Origin of the sequence: Bartonella propinqua (genome assembly GCF_047263965.1) — a bacterium.
In the GTDB taxonomy this organism is placed as follows: domain Bacteria; phylum Pseudomonadota; class Alphaproteobacteria; order Rhizobiales; family Rhizobiaceae; genus Bartonella.
Genome location: NZ_JBLEBK010000001.1, coordinates 275,179 through 294,933, shown reverse-complemented (window position 1 = coordinate 294,933; position 19,755 = coordinate 275,179). Strand labels below are relative to the sequence as shown.

Annotated in this window: 18 protein-coding genes; 6 read left to right on the top strand and 12 right to left on the bottom strand. The window is 38.9% G+C overall.

The window, feature by feature from the left end; translation table 11 throughout:
- Nucleotides 1–26 precede the first annotated feature (26 nt).
- Nucleotides 27–845: an enoyl-ACP reductase FabI gene (gene fabI, locus ACMFKV_RS01185; RefSeq protein WP_336287705.1), complete on the top strand. Its 819-nt coding sequence runs from the start codon at nt 27–29 to the stop codon at nt 843–845.
- A 273-nt stretch (nt 846–1,118) separates the two neighbouring features.
- Here fabI and gpsA read toward each other — a convergent pair whose 3' ends face one another.
- From gpsA to acnA, 11 genes are all read right to left on the bottom strand, one after another.
- Nucleotides 1,119–2,141, bottom strand: a complete 1,023-nt coding sequence (gpsA, locus tag ACMFKV_RS01180) for an NAD(P)H-dependent glycerol-3-phosphate dehydrogenase (RefSeq protein ID WP_336287704.1) — start codon at nt 2,139–2,141, stop codon at nt 1,119–1,121.
- Between the two features lie 916 nt (nt 2,142–3,057).
- The gene (cyoD, locus tag ACMFKV_RS01175) at nt 3,058–3,459 is read right to left on the bottom strand and encodes a cytochrome o ubiquinol oxidase subunit IV (RefSeq protein ID WP_336287703.1); all 402 of its coding nucleotides are present in this window, start codon (nt 3,457–3,459) and stop codon (nt 3,058–3,060) included.
- On the bottom strand, nt 3,459–4,124 hold the full coding sequence (locus ACMFKV_RS01170) for a cytochrome (ubi)quinol oxidase subunit III (RefSeq protein ID WP_336287807.1): 666 nt from the start codon (nt 4,122–4,124) through the stop codon (nt 3,459–3,461). The genes cyoD and ACMFKV_RS01170 overlap by 1 nt, the downstream gene beginning before the upstream one ends.
- A gap of 2 nt (nt 4,125–4,126) precedes the next feature.
- Nucleotides 4,127–6,145, bottom strand: coding sequence for a cytochrome o ubiquinol oxidase subunit I (gene cyoB, locus ACMFKV_RS01165; RefSeq protein ID WP_336287702.1), 2,019 nt, complete (start codon nt 6,143–6,145; stop codon nt 4,127–4,129).
- 75 nt (nt 6,146–6,220) lie between these two features.
- Nucleotides 6,221–7,192: a ubiquinol oxidase subunit II gene (gene cyoA / locus ACMFKV_RS01160; protein ID WP_336287701.1), complete on the bottom strand. Its 972-nt coding sequence runs from the start codon at nt 7,190–7,192 to the stop codon at nt 6,221–6,223.
- Nucleotides 7,193–7,309: 117 nt separating this feature from the next.
- The gene (gene aroQ, locus ACMFKV_RS01155; RefSeq protein ID WP_336287700.1) at nt 7,310–7,774 is read right to left on the bottom strand and encodes a type II 3-dehydroquinate dehydratase; all 465 of its coding nucleotides are present in this window, start codon (nt 7,772–7,774) and stop codon (nt 7,310–7,312) included.
- A 51-nt stretch (nt 7,775–7,825) separates the two neighbouring features.
- Nucleotides 7,826–8,959, bottom strand: a complete 1,134-nt coding sequence (gene recF, locus ACMFKV_RS01150) for a DNA replication/repair protein RecF (RefSeq protein ID WP_413154276.1) — start codon at nt 8,957–8,959, stop codon at nt 7,826–7,828.
- 20 nt (nt 8,960–8,979) lie between these two features.
- Complete coding sequence (gene dnaN, locus ACMFKV_RS01145; protein ID WP_336287698.1) at nt 8,980–10,101, bottom strand: DNA polymerase III subunit beta; 1,122 nt, start codon at nt 10,099–10,101, stop codon at nt 8,980–8,982.
- Nucleotides 10,102–10,309: 208 nt separating this feature from the next.
- Nucleotides 10,310–11,884 (bottom strand): chromosomal replication initiator protein DnaA, encoded by a 1,575-nt coding sequence (gene dnaA, locus ACMFKV_RS01140; protein ID WP_336287697.1) that lies wholly within the window; start codon nt 11,882–11,884, stop codon nt 10,310–10,312.
- A gap of 694 nt (nt 11,885–12,578) precedes the next feature.
- On the bottom strand, nt 12,579–12,845 hold the full coding sequence (rpsT, locus tag ACMFKV_RS01135) for a 30S ribosomal protein S20 (RefSeq protein WP_332059824.1): 267 nt from the start codon (nt 12,843–12,845) through the stop codon (nt 12,579–12,581).
- 231 nt (nt 12,846–13,076) lie between these two features.
- Nucleotides 13,077–15,764 carry an aconitate hydratase AcnA gene (gene acnA, locus ACMFKV_RS01130; RefSeq protein ID WP_336287696.1) on the bottom strand — a complete coding sequence of 896 codons (2,688 nt, stop codon included), beginning with the start codon at nt 15,762–15,764 and terminating at the stop codon, nt 13,077–13,079.
- A gap of 297 nt (nt 15,765–16,061) precedes the next feature.
- On the opposite strand from acnA, the gene ccmA reads away from it, so the two are divergent.
- The 5 genes from ccmA to ACMFKV_RS01105 are packed head-to-tail and all read left to right on the top strand — an operon-like array spanning nt 16,062 to nt 19,020.
- Nucleotides 16,062–16,682 (top strand): heme ABC exporter ATP-binding protein CcmA, encoded by a 621-nt coding sequence (gene ccmA / locus ACMFKV_RS01125; protein WP_336287695.1) that lies wholly within the window; start codon nt 16,062–16,064, stop codon nt 16,680–16,682.
- Nucleotide 16,683: 1 nt separating this feature from the next.
- Nucleotides 16,684–17,349: a heme exporter protein CcmB gene (gene ccmB / locus ACMFKV_RS01120; protein ID WP_336287694.1), complete on the top strand. Its 666-nt coding sequence runs from the start codon at nt 16,684–16,686 to the stop codon at nt 17,347–17,349.
- Between the two features lie 48 nt (nt 17,350–17,397).
- On the top strand, nt 17,398–18,177 hold the full coding sequence (locus ACMFKV_RS01115; RefSeq protein WP_336287693.1) for a heme ABC transporter permease: 780 nt from the start codon (nt 17,398–17,400) through the stop codon (nt 18,175–18,177).
- On the top strand, nt 18,165–18,416 hold the full coding sequence (locus ACMFKV_RS01110) for a hypothetical protein (protein WP_336287692.1): 252 nt from the start codon (nt 18,165–18,167) through the stop codon (nt 18,414–18,416). The genes ACMFKV_RS01115 and ACMFKV_RS01110 overlap by 13 nt, the downstream gene beginning before the upstream one ends.
- Nucleotides 18,391–19,020, top strand: a complete 630-nt coding sequence (locus ACMFKV_RS01105; RefSeq protein ID WP_336287691.1) for a DsbE family thiol:disulfide interchange protein — start codon at nt 18,391–18,393, stop codon at nt 19,018–19,020. The genes ACMFKV_RS01110 and ACMFKV_RS01105 overlap by 26 nt, the downstream gene beginning before the upstream one ends.
- Nucleotides 19,021–19,162: 142 nt before the next feature.
- On the opposite strand, the gene ACMFKV_RS01100 is transcribed toward ACMFKV_RS01105, so the two are convergent.
- Nucleotides 19,163–19,696, bottom strand: a complete 534-nt coding sequence (locus tag ACMFKV_RS01100) for a GcrA family cell cycle regulator (RefSeq protein WP_336287690.1) — start codon at nt 19,694–19,696, stop codon at nt 19,163–19,165.
- Nucleotides 19,697–19,755 lie beyond the last annotated feature (59 nt).

Below are 19,755 nucleotides of genomic sequence, written 5' to 3'. Positions count from 1 at the left end.
AAAAGCAAGGTCTTACGGAGAATAATATGAAAGGTTTGATGGAGGGCAAACGTGGCCTTATTATGGGGGTTGCAAATGACCATTCAATTGCTTGGGGTATTGCATGTCAATTAGCAAAAGCAGGAGCTGAGTTAGCATTTACCTATCAAGGAGATGCCTTTGGAAAACGTGTGCAACCACTAGCAGAAAAGCTCGGTTGTAAATTGTTGCTTGAATGCGATGTTGAAAAAATTGAAAATGTTGATCATGTTTTTGAATATCTTGAAAAAGAATGGAAAGCAATCGATTTCGTCGTTCATGCCATTGGGTTTTCAGATAAGAGTCAACTCAAAGGGCGTTATGTTGATGTTACAACACGCGAAAATTTTAACCGCACAATGGTTATTTCAGCTTATTCCTTTACTGAAATTGCCCAGCGCGCTGGTAAACTTATGCCCAATGGAGGTGCACTTCTAACACTCACTTATGGAGCCTCACAACAAGTGGTACCAAATTACAATATCATGGGTGTTGCTAAAGCTGCTTTAGAAGCTATGGTACGTTATCTAGCTGCAGATTTTGGTCCACAAAATATACGTGTCAACGCAATTTCAGCTGGTCCTGTTAGAACTTTAGCAGGCAATGGCATTGCAGCTGCACGAGCAATTTTTTCGTATCAGCGCCGTAATGCACCCCTACGTCGTACTGTAAACATTAACGAAATTGGAAAAGCTGCTCTTTACTTGCTCTCTGATTTATCATCAGGTGTTACGGGCGAAATTCATTATGTTGATTCAGGCTATAACATCATGTCTATGCCAATACTTGAAGAATTAAAGAAAAGTGAAGATGCTCAAGAAGAATAAAATATAAAAAATAGCTATTTTCTTTGTCATTTCAGAAATATATTGAATACCTTTTTTCTCATATAAATGATGTATATATGGCTGAAAAAGGTAATTTATTTGCAAAAATATGACTTAAAAAATGTTCAAGATTTTTAAGTCATGTTGCATAAAAATTGACTATATAAACCTCCTCTTCACTGCAATTTTATCATCCATTTGATAAATTCAATGTTGTTTTGAAGATTCTTATCGTAACAGCGTCACACCCTTTCATATGCTTGAATAATGAATTTAAAGACACCGTGTATCGTATATTTCATCTTTGAGTGTACGGTTCAATAATGTGTTAGCTGCTTCAGAAACATTTTTATTGCAATATAGGACCTGATAAATTTGCTCTGTAATTGGCATTTCTACCCTAATACGTTGCGCTAACGTATACACCTCCTTAGTGTTTAAATAACCTTCAACAACTTGACCGACCTGTTTTTCTGCTTCTTCTTTATCCATTCCTTGGCCAAGCAGCATTCCAAAACGGCGGTTGCGTGACTGGTTATCAGTACATGTCAAAACTAGATCACCTAAACCTGTCATTCCCATAAATGTAGAAAACTCAGCGCCCATAGCGATACCTAAGCGACTGATTTCAGTTAATCCTCGTGTAATGAGAGCTGTCCGAGCATTTGCTCCAAACCCCATACCATCTGATATTCCTGCACCAATAGCAATAACATTTTTGACTGCCCCACCTAGCTGAACACCAATCATGTCTGAACTTTTATACACCCTAAAATTTTTGTCACAGGGGAAGAGTTGTTGTAATTCTTCACTAAACTCAGCATCAGAAGCTGCTACTGTAATTGCTGTAGGCAAACCGATAGCAAGCTCTTTGGCAAAAGTTGGTCCAGAAAATACAGCTAGAGGGATTTTATCGCCTAAAATCTCGCGAACAACTTCTTGTAAAAGGCGCCCTGTACCATGCTCCAAACCTTTCGTTGCCCAAATAATACGTGAATGTTGATCCAAATAAGGTTGAATATTATACAATACCTGACGAAATACATGACTTGGAACAGCGAGTAATATATTGCGGCTTGCCGTTATTGCAGTTTCAAGCGAAGCTTCAGGTAATACATTGTCAGGAAATTGAACATCAGGCAAAAATGCCTGATTGCAACGATACTCTTTTAATTCTTTTACATGTTGAGGATTATATCCCCAAAGTAAAACATGATGACCGTTACGCGCAAGCGCAATAGCTAATGCAGTGCCATAAGATCCAGCACCAATAACCGTTATCGAAATAACATTCATTAAGTTCCTTGATAATCCTTTAAATTTTTAATTTTAATATATGTTATCGTTGCGCATACCTTTAAGTGAAATATCTTTAATATAAATTCACTAAAGCTGAAATAACCTCTTCATGATTTTAAACATGAATAACCTTTTAGAAATCCTCTGATCTTGTACTGAATTATATAAGAATCATTGCTTATATGTCCTAGTTATTTTCCTCAAATCAAAACTGTTTCACTAAACTCTCTCTTTTAAAATAAAAGCACATGCAAAGTCATACTGTTCAACAATTTTCATAGATTTGAATGTTTTCTTTTCATTTGCTAAGATAACAATCATAGGCTTTTTATGCCTTTCCTATTTTTTCATGTTATTGTAATTGTTCTTTATTTCTGATGATAGAAAATCCATTAAATAAAAAACGACCCTCTATAAAAATTACTAAAAGAACATCAATCAATAACAATCTTTTTTTCTTTATCAACTCAGTTATACCGCTATTTTCACGCAGTATTTTGGTTATGAAAATTAAAATTTTAAAAGCCAAAATCATTGACAACGGTTGACAAAAGTAACACTAAGTACTGGGTACATTACCGATGTGTGGTCACGCATCACATCGGGAAATGAACTTTCTCTGAGGGCAATCAGATATATTCCAATTACACATTCTTTCTGACTCTATTTTAATTCAACACACAAGGAGAATTTAAGCAGCAAATAAATTTTTGATAACATTATTCCTTAGCACAACAACCTTAAATATATACAATTGCCTATCTGACATAACAAAACCTTTTTTCCAAATCGGAACCCGTGGTCTTTTTCACAGCATAAAACTCACCACTCTTATCCTAAATAAAATGGCATTGTATATATCTCGTTTTGACGCCCCATATTTTGCCACTATAAAAAAGTGGCAAATTTCTGGCTATTGCTTTTCCAATATCGTTTCTTCTGGTACTGCCATATTCGTTTCTGGCTCAATAACGATAACGCGTCCTGAACCACCCATCATATTATAATTCAAATGAGAAATAGCCCACCAAGTTCCTCCTATAATAATGAAAACGCACATTACCGTAAACCATAAAGTTGCCAAATTCCACTTAGCATCTGGACCAGAATTTAAGTGTAAAAAGAAAACAATCTGTATGGTAATCTGGATAAGCGCCATTCCAATAAGATAAATAACTTTCGTGCTTACCGCTAAGCTATACAGCATCCCATACATCACAGGAATAAAGGAAGCTAAAGTGAAAATAACAGCCAAAATAAAGCCGACAAGATAAGAACCAATAGTTGGACTGTGTGTTTCGTTATGCGAACTCATTATAATGCTCCTAATAGGTAAACCATAGTAAAAACACCAACCCATACAATATCAAGCAAATGCCAAAAAATTGAAAGACATTCTAAGCGTGTCTTGTTATCTTGATCTAAACCATGACGACGTAAATGAAAAAACATCACTATCATCCAAAGTAAGCCAGCACTCACATGGAGACCATGAGTACCAACCAAAGCAAAAAATGCTGACCAATAAGCAGAAAGCACTTCTCGTCCAAAAAGTTTGACACCTGTCACAGGATCAATACCAGCATAAGCGCTAGGGTCGTAATAAAATACTTCGCTCAAAAGCTCATGGAATTCGTATATTTCCATTCCAATAAAACAACCCCCAAGCATAAAAGTAAAAGCCATCCATGAATATACACCAATAAGGTTCTTCTTATGGACTTGTATCATAGTGATCCCATACGTAATCGATGATAACAATAAAATGGCAGTCTCAACCAAAACAAAGTTTAAATTTATAAACTCATTGCCCGCTTTTCCCCCACCATAAGCAGCAGAAAAAACTGCAAAACTTGAAAAAAGTGTTGAGAACAGGATTAAATCTGAAAGAATATAAACCCAAAAACCAAATATCATTGTCGAACTATTGTCGTGATGATGCTCATCCGTATCAGTGTTATTTGTTGTCACCGCACTCATACTCATGCTTTCACTCCTTGTTCTTTAAGAACAGCCGTGAAGATATCTTCCGTCTTCTGCACCTCTTCAGATGAAATATAATAACCATGATGATCGCCCATTAATGAATGGCAAATGATCGTCACAATGAAACCAATTAACCCAACCACAGTAAGCCACCAAATATGCCAAACAAGAGCAAAACCAACGATTAATGAGAAAAAACCTGCAACAATTCCAGCTGACGTATTTGATGGCATATGGATTTTTGTAAATCCACTTGTCGGACGCTGATACCCACTTTTTTTCATATCCCAATAAGCATCCTCAGTCCGCACTTCTGGAAGTGTTGCAAAATTATAAGAAGGAGGAGGTGAAGAAACAGACCACTCAAGTGTACGTGCATCACCCCAAGGATCATTCAACGTTACTGGCAAGCACCCTTTATGCTTAATACCATACCAAATAGCTAAAACAATTTGCAGCACAAAACAAACAATCCCAAAGAGGATAATAACAGCACCCATTGCCGCAATAATAAACATTGGCTGCCAACTAGGTTCAGTATAATGTTGAAGTCGGCGCGTAGCCCCCATCAAACCAAGCGCATAAACTGGGAAGAAAGCAAGATAAAAACCAATAAACCAGCACCAACAAGATGCAATGCCTAATATACGGTTTGGTTTAAAGCCAAAAACTTTTGGAAACCAAAAAGCTAACCCACCCAAATAAGCAAAGACAACCCCTCCAATAATTGTATGATGAAAATGAGCTATTAAAAACAGAGAATTATGAAACTGCCAATCAGCAGGAACAATTGCCATCAAAACACCTGTTAATCCTCCACCAACGAACGTAAATATCATCCCCATACACCAAAGCATTGGAGGCTCAAAACGAATCCGACCTTTATACATAGTCAGCAACCAATTAAAGACTTTAACACCTGTTGGAACTGCAATGATCATCGTTGCGACACCAAAAAAAGTATTCACAGCTTCACCCCCACCCATTGTAAAGAAATGATGTCCCCAAACAAGAAGCGAAAGAATCAAAATAACCACTATTGCCCATACCATTGAAGTATAACCAAAGAGGCGTTTTGAAGAAAAAGTTGACACAATTTCGGAAACAATCCCAAAAGCAGGAACAACGAGAACATAAACTTCAGGATGACCAAAAATCCAAACGTAATTAATCCATACCATTGGATTGCCGCCAGCAACATTGGTAAAAAAATTCATATTCAAATAACGATCACATGCCAATAATGCAAATGCTACAGCCAAGACAGGATAAATAACTAAAATAAGAATATTACTGACAAAAGCGCTCCAACAAAAGACAGGCATTTTCATCATCGTCATTCCAGGAGCACGCATTTTAATGATGGTCGCAACAAAATTAATTGCTCCCATTGTCGTTGCAATACCAGAAAGCTGAAGCGACCACAAATAATAATCAACCCCTGTATCTGGACTATTTTGCAACTCTGAAAAAGGTGGATACATCAACCAACCACCACGACCAAAATTACCAACACCCAGTGATACATTAATCAATATCGCCGCCGCAGCTGTAATCCAAAACCCAAGATTATTCGCAAATGGAAATGCAACATCGCGAGCACCAATTTGAAGCGGTACAAGATAATTGAAAAGACCAAATAAAATCGGCGTTGCCATAAAGAAAATCATAATGACACCATGAGCTGAAAAAATCTGATCAAAATGCTCAGGCGGCAAATAACCTGCCGTTTCACTCCCAAGAGCAAAAGCTTGGTGTGTTCGCATCATAATTGCATCAGCAAAACCACGAACAAGCATAATAATGCCTAGAATAATATACATAATACCGATGCGTTTATGGTCAACTGTTGTAATCCAGTCTCGCCATAAAACTCCCCACCATCCAAGCACTGTCAAAGCAATAACAGCAACTAAGCCACCAAAAACAATCGCAATACATGTGTATAAAACAATTGGCTCATGTGTAAGTGCATGAAAAGCACCAGCCGTAGGATCTGTAAGTCTTCCAAACATTTCTCAACCCATATCAAATGAATTTCAGTTTTAAAGAAACCTTATTTTAAAAAGGATTCTTTCTCGATTGATGCTCTAAATAATACCAGGATCAAAAACAGAACAAAGCGCACCCCAAAGTGTTTGAGCCGCAGCGCGCTTCATCAAGTCTTCATTACACACTGTATTTTCATCAACACACCGATTGACAATCCGGTAGTAAAGCCGCTTCTCAACAGGTGCAAAATAACGAACCCTCGCATCCTTTTCCTTTGCAGCAACTTCCCCCATACGAGGCGCAATGGAAAGTTGACGATAAGACGCGCGATCCAGTCTTTGACCATTAGCACGAGCTTTAGCAATCCAATTGTCAAATTCCTGCGAAGATACAGAATGCCATAAAAACCGCATACCTGCAAAACCATCACCGCTGTAATTTGCCGAGCTTCCTTTGAATACTCCTTGCTCATCAGCCACCAAATGCAATTTAGAATTCATTTGCGGCATAACATAAAGAACCGTACCTAATTTTGGTACCCAAAAGGCATTCACAGAACTCTCTGATGTCAACTGCAACAAAACCTGACGACCTTTAGGCGCATAAATTTCATTGATTGATGCAACATTGTACTCAGGATAAATGAATAGCCACTTCCAATCGAGAGCCACAACATCTACTTGTAATGGCTTTTCTTCACCAACAACATCTACTGGAAGTGACTTCGCAGGTTCAAGCTTATAAGTATAATAAGCCGTTAATGAACCTAAAATTGTTACAATGATAATTGGAACACCCCACATAAATGCTTCAAGTTTATTTGAATGCCCCCAATCAGGTAAATATTCTTCTGCCGTATTAGATGCGCGATATTTTATGGCTAAAACAACCACTGCAATCATCACTGGGATCACAACACACAGCATCACGACAACGCACGTAATAATCAAAATAAGCTGTTGACGCGCAACATACCCTGACGGCTGAAGAACATCAATTTTACAACCAGATAAAAGCAACGCAATTCCCAAAATCACGAGCATATTCATCCGTTTTAAAAAATCTATCATTCTACTGCCCCATCATAATATATTGGAAATTATCATCAAAAAACCAACAACACCATATACATTATGCTTACTTATTTAAAAAGAATTATCAAGTAAATTAAAACCCCTTCATTGGTATTATATATTTTTTGTCTCCCTTATGCCAAATTTAAGCCGCTTAATAATATATTCAAGCGCAAACCAATACCCTTCACTACCACACCCAGCAATAACCGCATCCGCACCCACAGCAGTATAAGACTGATGACGAAAATCTTCACGCTGATAAATATTGGACAAATGAACTTCTACTATGGGACCTGTAAATATTTTTAACGCATCAAGAATCGCAACAGATGTATGGCTATAAGCAGCTGGATTGATGATTAATCCAGCACTTACCCCAATCGCTTCTTGTATCCATTCTATCAATTGTCCCTCATAGTTACTTTGATAAAAGCGCAGTGTGACATCAAGCTTTGCTGCATATTCCCTGCAGAGCCGCTCAATTGCCTCCAAAGTTTCAGTGCCATAAATTTCTGGTTCGCGTTTACCAAGAAAATTTAAATTAGGACCATTTAAAACTGTTATAATAGTAGACATAATGAGTCTCTTTTCTTAGTCATAACCTTATAAAAACCTTTTATCATGCTTTTACTGCAATAAAGATCCAGCTTTAATTTCAAAAAATTCTGCTCTTCCTTTTAAGGCGTCAAATAAAACGCGATCTGTTCCTGTCATAAATGTTTGCCCACCTAAGTCATCAAGAATATCAAACAAAGCAGCACGCCTATGAGAATCAAGATGGGCAGCCATTTCATCAAGAAGAAGAATAGGTGCCTTATCCGACATCATGCCTGTTAAACGCGCATGACACAAAACCAAACCTATCAACAGAGCTTTCTGTTCACCTGTTGAGCAAGATATTGCAGGCATATTTTTATCAGCATAAAAAACTTGTAAATCCGTACGATGTGGTCCTTCTAATGTTCGTCCAGCAGCACGATCTATTGCACGGTTACGTCGCAACCTATCACAAAATTGCTCTTCAACTTCAACCGCTGATACATTACTAAGAGCTGTTTCTACAAAACCATCAATTTGCAAAAAAGCTCGTGGAAAAGGTGTATCAACTGATGTTTGTACAAACATATCATTCAAAAGTCGAATAACATCAACACGTGCGGCAGCAATAGCTGTTGCAAGTTCTGCCATCTGCATTTCTAAAGCATCAAACCAAGCACGATCTTCACTTCCATCCAAAAATAAACGATTACGTGCGCGCATAACCTTGTCATAATCTGCGATGCGGCGACCATGCAAAGGATCAATAGCCAAAACCATACGATCCAAAAAACGACGACGCTCAAGCGAAGCACCTGTAAAAAGCCCATCCATAGAGGGAGTCAATACACTAATATGACAGTAATCTGTTAAACAATCGCCTGTCTCATTTACACCATTGATATGGACTTTTCGACTATTATCGCCAATTTCCAAAGCTGTACCAATATTCACTTCACCATAAAGAGCGCATTCAAGGCGAGCAAACACAACAAACCCTGCACCTCCACTCTTCGAAAAACTAATATCAGAATAAGCTGCGCGCCGTAAACCACGACCAGGAGAAAGAAAAGACAACGCTTCTAAAAGATTAGTTTTACCAGCACCGTTATGACCAGTAAAAACCACATGCTGACCTGAAAAATGAATATTAAAGGAATCATAATTACGATAATGCGCTAACCTTAGCTGCCTCACTGCTACTTTGTGCACATAACCAACCATGCACTGCAAAACAACCGCTCTTAAACGCGAATAGGCATCAGCACATAAAGCGCATCTGCATCGCCATTATCACGAATCAAAGCAGGAGCCCCCGCCTCAGCTAGCATAAAAACCATCTCATCGCTCGAAAGCTGCCCAGCAATATCTAAAAGATACCGTGAATTAAACCCTATTTCAAGCGGATCAGATGCATAAGTTACGGCTAATTGATCTTCTGCGCTCCCAGAATCAGGATTATTAACAACAAGCCTTAATTGTCCCTGTTTAATCATCAACTTCACCGCACGCCCACGATCACTCGAAATCGTTGAAACACGATCAACCGCAGAAGAAAAATCTTGTCTATTGACAACCAATTCCTTATCATTTCCAAGAGGAATAACACGTTGATACTCTGGAAATGTTCCATCAATCAACTTTGATGTAAAAACTAAAGACCCTACGGAAAAACAAATTTTTGTTTCTGAGAGCTCTATACGTACATCACCATCGATTTCCTCAGAAAGAAGTTTCTGCAACTCCCCTACAGCTTTACGAGGAATAATGATACCTGGCATACCATCAACCCCTGCAGGAGCCTTCATATCAACTTGTGCCAGACGATGACCATCAGTAGCAACTAAACGCAGCTTCAAAACACCATCATCAATTACATGAAAATAAATACCATTAAGATAATAACGCGTTTCTTCGGTAGAAATAGCAAATTGCGTACAATCAAGCAAATGCTTCAAACTTGATGCTGATAAAGAAAAACAATAACCAAATTGACCTGGAAGCGACTCTGGAAAATCTTCTTTAGGAAGACATTGAAGCTGAAAGTTAGCACAACCAGAAACAATAGACATTTTACCAGCTTGTTGTACATCAACTGATAATATAATCTCACTGCCATCAGGAAGTTTTCGAACTATTTCATACAACAAATGCGCAGGAACAGTTGTTGCTCCTGCTTGCTCAACATTGGCAACAAAAGATTCCGTAACCTCTAAATCAAGATCTGTTGCTTTTAATTGCACACCGCCATTTTCTGCATCAATTAAAACATTCGACAAAATAGGAACAGTATTACGACGCTCAACCACACGGTGAACGCGACCAAGAGACTTGAGAAATTGACTGCGATCAACTGCAATACGCATAAAAATCCCCGTTATAATTTACTAAGCACTATAAAGATTCTCTATATTAAAAGACAACAAATTACTCAAAAGAATCACTTATAGAACTTTATTCAACCTCTCTTCAAATGGCAAGTAACTACTGCACACAGAAAATAGCCCCCCCCTTTAATCTCACTCCAACACTTCCAACAAACAGAAAAGAAACTACCAATATTATACAGCCTGATTATACAGCCTGCTCTCCGATCAACCTCTTCAGCAGCTCAAGCTCTTTTGCTAATGTCTGATCATCACAAACCAAATCTTCAATCTTACGCACAGCATGCAAAACTGTCGTGTGGTCACGACCTCCAAAACGACGCCCAATCTCTGGTAATGAGCGAGGTGTCAACATTTTTGCCAAATACATAGCCACTTGTCGGGGCTTTACAACTGTACGCGTTCGACGATTAGATAACAAATCCTGCTTAGAGACATTATAATGACGTGCAACCGTACGCTGAATTTCTTCGATTCTAATACGCTTAGGCTCGCCTGAACGTGTCAAGTGACCCAATAACTCATCAATCCGCTCTAAAGATAAATCAGATTCGAAAGACTGACGAAATAATAACTGATTAAATGCCCCTTCAATATCACGCCCTGATCCCAAAACTGTCTTAGCAATATATTCCAAAACATCATCAGAAATTGCAACCATATTATCATCTTGTTGCGCTACTTTTAACCGTTGACGCAACATTTGCAAGCGCATTTCATAATCTGGCGCTTCAATTTCAAGGGATACCCCACCTTGAAGACGAGAGCGAACCCGAAGATCAAGCGATTCTAATTCTGCTGGCGGACGATCTGCAGCGACAACAACTTGTTTTGCACTATCAAGCAACATATTAAGTAAATGACAAAACTCATGCTGTATCGACTTTCCTTGCAAAAATTGCATATCATCAATAATTAAAAGATCAATATCGCGAAGCTGTTCTTTAAAAGAAAGAGCATCATTATCACGAATAGCCGTTGCAAAACGCCACATAAAATATTCAGCAGTCAAATAAATAACCCGCGCAGGCATTAAACGACTCAGCGCAGCAGCTGCAGTAGCTTGAAGCAAATGTGTTTTTCCTAAACCAACAGATGCGTGAATAAAAAGAGGATTAAATCGCAAAGCACTTTTATGCCCCTCTGCAATCGAACGCGCTGCAGCTAAAGCAACACGATTAGAAGAACCTTCAACAAAATTTTCAAAAGTATAGCGAGAATCAAGTGGCGAACCAAAGATACCCGCCTGAACGCTCTTTCCCGAATACTCTGCATAGCTTTCAGCGCAAGATGAGGTCGTCTGCTCCTCAGGAACAACAACAGGGTCTGCACTTGTTGCACACGCAACGCCTTTCGAAACACGCTTCATACCGCGAACAATAACTTCAACACGAAGAATCGCTGAATTTTCTTGTTTCCATAAACTGGTCAAAAGAGAACCATAGTGATTATTAATCCACGAACGCAAAAACGCTGTAGGAACAGAAAGCTTTATAAGATTACGGTTATATTCAGCAAGCTTTAAACGACCAAACCAACTTGTATAAGCCTCGATACCAACCTGCGCTTTTAATTGCGCCATTACACGTGCGAAAGCCGCTGCACCTTCCTCCTCTGAGATAATCGGATGTTCTGCAAAAGCATTTGCACTAACAGCCCCACCTATATCCGTCATCTTATTATTTATTATTCTCTCTGCCGACAGGATATTCACCGAAACCCTTTTAAAGGAACTAGCTTTAGAGTTCAATTTATCCACCATCTTTCATCCCGATAAAAACCAAAACTTTGTCCCACCAAACAGCTAAAATTGCTTTAGCGAAGGTAAGGACGCCCTACCCCAAATAAGATATCCCCCCCTAGGATAGCCTCATTACAATCCAACTAATAAAGATGACCAATAAGATTTACTTGTACTAATGGCACAATACGTTCTTCAAAACAGAAAACATATCAATCAAGAAAATTAAAAAACACATCACAGAACCTTTTTAACATAAAGCTTCATATAATCCGTAAAAAGCATTCTACATTTCAATACAGAATAATGAGCCGATACGAACCTTGTGTATTTTCAATCTTCATAAGAACCATACAAAACTGCAGAGGGGAAATGCAAGAGGTCAAAATAAAATCAAAAACCTCTAAAAACTTGCAAATATAAACATAAAGACGAGAAAAATAATTGATTCAATTCACTTTTTTTTCTCTAAATTTACCAATAATAAAGAATTTATGCGGATCAAAAAAAAAAATAAAAAAAGCTTGACAAAAAAGACTCTGCAAAAATCCACAGAGCTTGTGGATAACCATCAAAATTCCGCAAATTTACTCTGCTTTTTAACAGGAAGAATCTCTCCCATACCCCTAAAAGGTATAAGATTTTTAGAAAGAAAAAAGTTAGCACCTAATATAGATGCTAACCTAATTTCTATTAACAATTAAATGAAAAAAGCTTACGCGCTAAGAGCCTTCAAGCGTTTCGCTAAACGCGATACTTTCCGCGCCGCAGCATTTTTATGAAAAACTCCTTTAGAAACCGCACGCATAATTTCAGGCTCAAAATCCCTAAATGCTGCTTCCGCAGATGCCCTATCACCACCAGCTAAAGCATCATCAAATTTACGCATAAAGGTACGAACACGTGAACGGCGGGCTCTATTGACTTGCGTACGCGCAATAACTTTACGCACCGCCTTTTGAGCCGAAGGTGTATTCGCCATAAATATCTCTTTCTTTCAACTCATTGGTAAAAACATCCTCAGTGATATCTCTACCAACACAAACAAATTTAAACCCAACTATCGAGCTATTGATAACCAAACGGACTTATAACGCAACCTTAAAACCAACGTCAATCGAATTCTCAAAAATGAGCATAAAAAAATCTGCAATCCAACGCCTCTATACTCAATTGAATAATTCAAAATCCTCCCAAAGCAGACAAATGCAATTTAAACGGCTAAATTACGCAAAACATACTGCAAAATACCACCGTGATGCAAATAATCTAACTCATCTTCAGTATCGACACGGCACAATAATGGAATTGTTTGCACTCTTCCATCAGAAAAAGTGATTATGGCTACAGTCTTTTGACGAGGCTTTAAATCATGAATTCCTTCAATTGTTACCTTTTCATCTCCTCTTAAGCCAAAAGATTGCCAACTTGCACCAGCCTCAAATACAAAAGGAACAATTCCCATACCGACAAGATTAGAGCGATGAATCCGCTCAAAAGACTGAGCAATCACTGCCTTTACACCAAGAAGATTGGTACCCTTAGCCGCCCAATCACGGGAAGATCCATTACCATACTCAATACCAGCAAAAACAACGAGCGGAACGCCTTCCCGCTTATACATCATCGCTGCATCATAAATTGCCTGTTCCTTTCCGGACGGATAATGAACTGTATAGCCTCCTTCACGACCATTTTCTCCTAACATGAAGTTACGAATGCGAATATTAGCAAAGGTTCCACGCATCATAACTTCATGATTCCCACGACGAGTGCCGTATTGGTTAAAATCAGCCGCTTGAACACCATGATCAGTTAAATACTTCCCAGCAGGAGAATCAATTTTAATGGAACCAGCAGGAGAAATATGATCCGTCGTAATTTTATCACCAAACAAACCCAAAATCCGCGCATCCTTAATATCTGATAAAACATTAGGAATCTTCTGCATGCCATCGAAATAAGGCGGATTACGCACATAGGTTGATTGCTCATCCCAAGAATAGGTTACACCCGTGGGAACCTGAACTTTTTGCCAATTTTCATCTCCCTTAAATACATCTGCATATTTTTCAACAAAAATCTTACGTGTAACGTTCTTTTCAATAAATTCCTGTATTTCTTCAGAAGTTGGCCAAATATCTTTCAAATACACTGGTTGACCATCTGAACCTTCACCAAGAGGTTCCTTGGTTAAATCTTTACGCACTGTTCCAGCTAAAGCGTGCGCAACAACCAACGGCGGCGAAGCTAAATAATTCGCTTGCACATCGGGCGATACACGCCCTTCAAAGTTACGATTTCCTGAAAGAACTGCAGCAGCAATTAAACCATTATCATTAATTGTTTTAGAAATAATTGGTAACAAAGGACCAGAATTCCCAATACACGTTGTGCATCCAAAACCTACCACGTTAAATCCTAGCGTATCCAAATCTTTTTGGAGACCCGAATTGAGAAGATAGGCTTCAACAACTTGCGAACCAGGTGCAAGAGAAGTCTTAACCCATGGTTTGCTCTTGAGACCTTTTGCCACAGCATTCCGTGCCAAAAGCCCTGCAGCAATAAGGACACTCGGGTTTGATGTATTCGTGCAGGAAGTAATCGCAGCAATCACCACATCGCCGTGACCAAGATCGTATTCCTCATTTTCAGCGTGATGACGATCATCTTGCCCAACAGTCTTCTTATAGTCATTAACCAATGCCTCTTCAAAACCCTGCCCAACATTTTCCAATGCAATACGCCCTTCAGGGCGCTTAGGACCCGCCATAGAAGACACAACACTTCCCATATCCAATTCAATTGTATCGCTAAAAATGGGATCGGCAACCATTTCATCATGCCACATCCCTTGGACTTTAGAATAAGCTTCCACTAAAGCAATCTGATGTTCATCGCGCCCTGTCATATTGAGATAACGCACAGTTTCTTTATCAATTGGGAAAAAACCACATGTTGCCCCATATTCAGGTGCCATATTCGCAATTGTCGCTCGATCAGCAAGCGTCATATGTTCCAAACCAGAGCCAAAAAACTCAACAAATTTACCGACGACGCCCTTCTTGCGTAACATTTGCGTCACCATCAACACTAAATCAGTAGCAGTCACACCCTCTTTAAGCTTACCTGTTAAACGAAAGCCAATAACTTCAGGTAATAACATAGAAACAGGCTGTCCTAACATTGCTGCTTCTGCTTCAATACCACCAACACCCCATCCCAAAACACCCAAACCGTTCACCATAGTCGTATGCGAATCAGTGCCCACACAAGTATCAGGATAAATCGTCCGACGTCCTTCTTCATCCTTCATCCACACACATTGTGCTAAATATTCCAGATTAACCTGATGGCAAATTCCCGTGCCTGGAGGAACAACGCGAAAATTTTGAAAAGCTTGCTGCCCCCACTTCAAGAAACGATAGCGCTCACTATTGCGCTCATATTCATACTCAACATTTTCCTTAAAAGCCATAGGATTGCCAAAATTATCAACGATAATTGAGTGGTCAATGACTAAATCGACGGGGATGAGAGGATTGATTTTTTCAGCATCACCCCCAAGTTTAACCATAGCATCCCGCATTGCGGAAAGATCAACAACTGCAGGAACACCTGTAAAATCTTGCATGAGAACGCGTGCAGGGCGATAGGCGATTTCTGCACCAGCGCTGCCTTTATCATTTAGCCATTTAGCAACGTTTAAAATATCTTCTCTCTTAACTGTGCGACCATCTTCGAATCGTAATAAATTTTCGAGAATAACTTTCATTGAAAACGGCAAACGAGAAACACCATGGAGCCCATTTTTTTCCGCTTCAATCAAACTATAATAAGTGTATTCTTTGCCATCAATATCTAAAGTTTTGCAACAATTAAAGCTATCAATTTGAGACATGACTGCCCACCCTCATACTAAAAATTATCCGATTTCCCAGAATGAACAACCTGCGAGTCAAGATCGCAGCTTGCGCGCAAACGTAGCCACCCCCTACTTTTCATTTTCTCCTTCCGCCCTCTCTCATAGGCAAATTCGAAAATCAGCGCCAAAAACCATTCTCCATTCGTTGCTGGTGCAACATGGCTTATAGAACTATTTCTAGAACTATTCTAGGCACAATTACATAAAAAACGTGTTTTTTGTCTTATAATGCAATAAAGATTACACAAACAATGGCAAAACTAGGCAATCCATATGATATTATTGGGTAAAAATTTAGCAGCACAGAGAGGCGAAGAAATTTTATTTCAAGGTCTTTCTTTTTGTTTATTTCCCCAGCAACTTATGACAATCACAGGTTCGAATGGTATCGGAAAATCTACCTTACTTCGAATCATTGCTGGCTTTCTTGAAGCTACTGAAGGTTATGTAATATTGAAAGACCACGAACACACATACCCCGTGGCAACTGCATGTCATTATTTAGGACATCAAAATGCCATGAAATCTCCCTTATCAGTTATTGATAATTTACAATTTTGGTCAGCATTTTATGGGCAACATATGCGCCATCCCCATGAAGCCCTTGCAGACATTGGTCTTGCTGATCTTGGACATTTACCCTTTAAAGTTTTATCAACTGGACAAAAAAGACGTGTTGCCATTGCCCGCCTTTTGCTATCTTATCGCCCTATTTGGATTTTAGATGAACCGATAGTTGGACTTGATAGTCAAGCTCAAACTATCCTTGCCGATCTTTTCCAGCACCATTTAAACCAAGGCGGCATGATTATCGCTGCAACCCATATACCACTCCCCACCCCAAAAAACCATGAGATTATTCTAGAAAATTTTCTACCTCTTGGGAGAGAATAAAATGAAAGTGCTATTTTGGCGTGATCTTAGGTTAACCTTATCGCCACAAGCTTCCTCGTTAACAGGACTTTTATTTTTCATCGCGGTTATTGTCATAACCCCCTTCGCCATTGGACCAGATCCGAAAACCCTCGCACGAATAGGTCCAGGCATGTTATGGTTTGGAGCCCTTCTTGCTGGACTCCTTAATCTAAATAAACTTTTTCAAACCGATCACGATGACGGAAATCTTGACCAATTCATTCTCTCGGGACAAAGACAAAGTCTAACGCTGATTGTGTTTACCAAGTGCCTTGCCCATTGGGTAGGAACTATGCTGCCCCTTATTTTTGTTACACCTATTTTAGCATTGATGCTTCATTTAGATACAGTGACAACTTTGACAACAATACTCACTCTTTTATGTGGAACACCAGCCATCATTTTTATTGGTGCTGTTGGAGCAGCATTAGCGACATCATTATTGCACAGCACTCTTCTCATTTTTATTATCATTCTACCATGGGTAATTCCAATCATGATTTTTGGTATTGTGGCTGCTGCAGCTCCAACAAATCCAAATGTCCCTTTTCTTACTGCCTTGGCTCTTCTCGCCGCTTTTTCGCTCATTTTGAGTCTTCTTAGCTCTTTTGTTGCAGCTATAACACTCAAATATTTATCAGAATAGTAAAAGATAATTTGCTGTACAGCTAAAGTCTACCTATTATATAAACTTATGGATAAAATATCTCACACACATAAAATGGAATCATTTCCTGCAAGCTTAACCCGTTTCATGGAAATAAGTGGTGTTGTTTTGCCTTGGTTAACCACCATAACATTGTGTTTTCTTCTCTTAGGGCTTACTCTTATTATGCACTCCCCTGATGACTATCAACAAGGTATGACTGTTAAGATCATGTATCTTCATGTACCATTTGCATGGTTATCTACATTTTGTTACGTGGTGATGTGCACTGCCGCACTAGGAACTCTGATTTGGAAGCATCCTCTCGCTGATATAGCACTTAAATGTGGTGCGCCTATCGGCACAATTTTCACAGCCTTAGCTCTAATGACAGGAGCACTTTGGGGACGTCCTACATGGGGAACATGGTGGGTGTGGGATGCACGACTAACATCGGTTTTTATCCTATTTTTTATCTACCTCGCCATTGTTATGCTTGCTCGCGCTTTTGATAACCAAAAAAAAGCTGCGCGTGCTACAGCAATTTTGATATTGGTGGGATTTGTGAATATTCCTATTATCAAATTTTCCGTTAACTGGTGGAACACACTCCATCAATCAGCATCGCTTTTACGTTCAGGAGGCACAACAATCGATAGTGCTATGTTATGGCCACTCATAACAATGATATTTTGTTTTACCTTTACGTTTATTTTGTTATATTTAATGGCTATGCGAAACGAAATCGTCAATCGTCATATCCAAGCACTTCAGATCAAAGAAGCACGTCGCGCACGACATCAGGATTCTTCGTCATGTTCAACCTAAATGGTACCCAGAATGGGTTTTTAGGGAATCTGTCTCAGCAAATTGATTTTTTCCTTGGCACTCTTCGCCACGAGCAAATTGTTGTTTTGAGCTACATACTTTCTGCAATTTCTCTTCTTTGCCTTATTGGGCATATTCTTCGCAAAAGCGTACACCAAAAAAAAACTCTACAACAGTTAAAAGAAAAAGAATTATTCCAAAAAGAAAAGTACAATGAAACGCACTCCTCAAACACCTAAAAAAAACGTATCTTTTCCTGTTTTTTTCAGCTTTTTTGGACCATTTTTACTTTTTTTCCTTCTTATGATTTTTTTCTTCGGTCTCATGGACAGCAAATATTTCAGCAACACTTCTCTTATCCCAAACACACTAACTGAAAAACCCGTCCCCAAAACCTATCTTCCCTTACTTGACAATGAAAATTATTTAGATTCAGAACAGTTTAAAGGGCGTGTAACATTGGTCAATTTTTGGGGCTCTTGGTGTCTACCTTGTCGCGAAGAGCACTCTCTTCTTATGAAAATTGCACAAGATAAACGCTTTGACCTTATTGGAATTAACTACAAGGATAACAAAGAAAATGCCCAACGTTTTCTAAAAAATTTTGGGAACCCTTTCAAATTTATTGGCTTTGATATTTCGGGACGTACAGCCATAAACTGGGGTGTATATGGACCACCTGAAACCTTTCTTTTGAATAAAAACAGCATCATCATTGCTAAACATGTTGGCACTTTAACATGGCAAATTTACCAAAAAGAAATTTTACCGAAAATCGAAAAGGCTATAATAACAAAGGAAATATCCAATAACACACCATCATACAGTAACATCAAGAGATAAAATTTGAATAAAAAGCCCCTCGCTGAGAATAATCTTTAAGCTCACTAACGAAATATTCTCGCAAAAATCCCCTTTCATAGCGGATATATATATTTAAACTTGAGACCTAAATGATAAAGTATAAAAGCTACAGCAATAAATACTACACTCTTATCCGCCGTCTTTCAGATATTGGCTGAAATGCTATTTTTGCATGAAAGGCACAATAAGAACTATTTTCACCAGAATCGGCACCACAGAAATGAAAATCTGGTGACAAAGGATCTCCGACTGGCCATCTACATGTATTTTCACTTAACTGCAAAAGACTAAGATGGCGAGACATAGGTACAACTACGTCTGATTTTGCAGATACATCAATTTCTGTTACTTCCTCAGCGACAAATTCCATCTTTAAAGCTGTCGCTCCAACACTGCAAGAAGCAGCATTCGTTGGTAATACCGTCGATGCAGTGCGATGCATCCGCGAAACCGATGGACTAACACTTGCAGATGCCTTTTGCGCACGTGACACCACTGGCGCTGTTTTACCACGTCCTGGTAGCTTTAGCCGATGCACTTTACCAATCACTGCATTCCTACTCACTCCACCCAACTGAGCTGCAATCTGACTTGCACTTAAACCTTCACTCCAAAACTTCTTAAGAAGTTCAACACGTTCACATGTCCAACTCATACCAGCACTCCATTCCAATCACCTCATCGAGATGCGCTCTATTGCACCTTTCAAATATT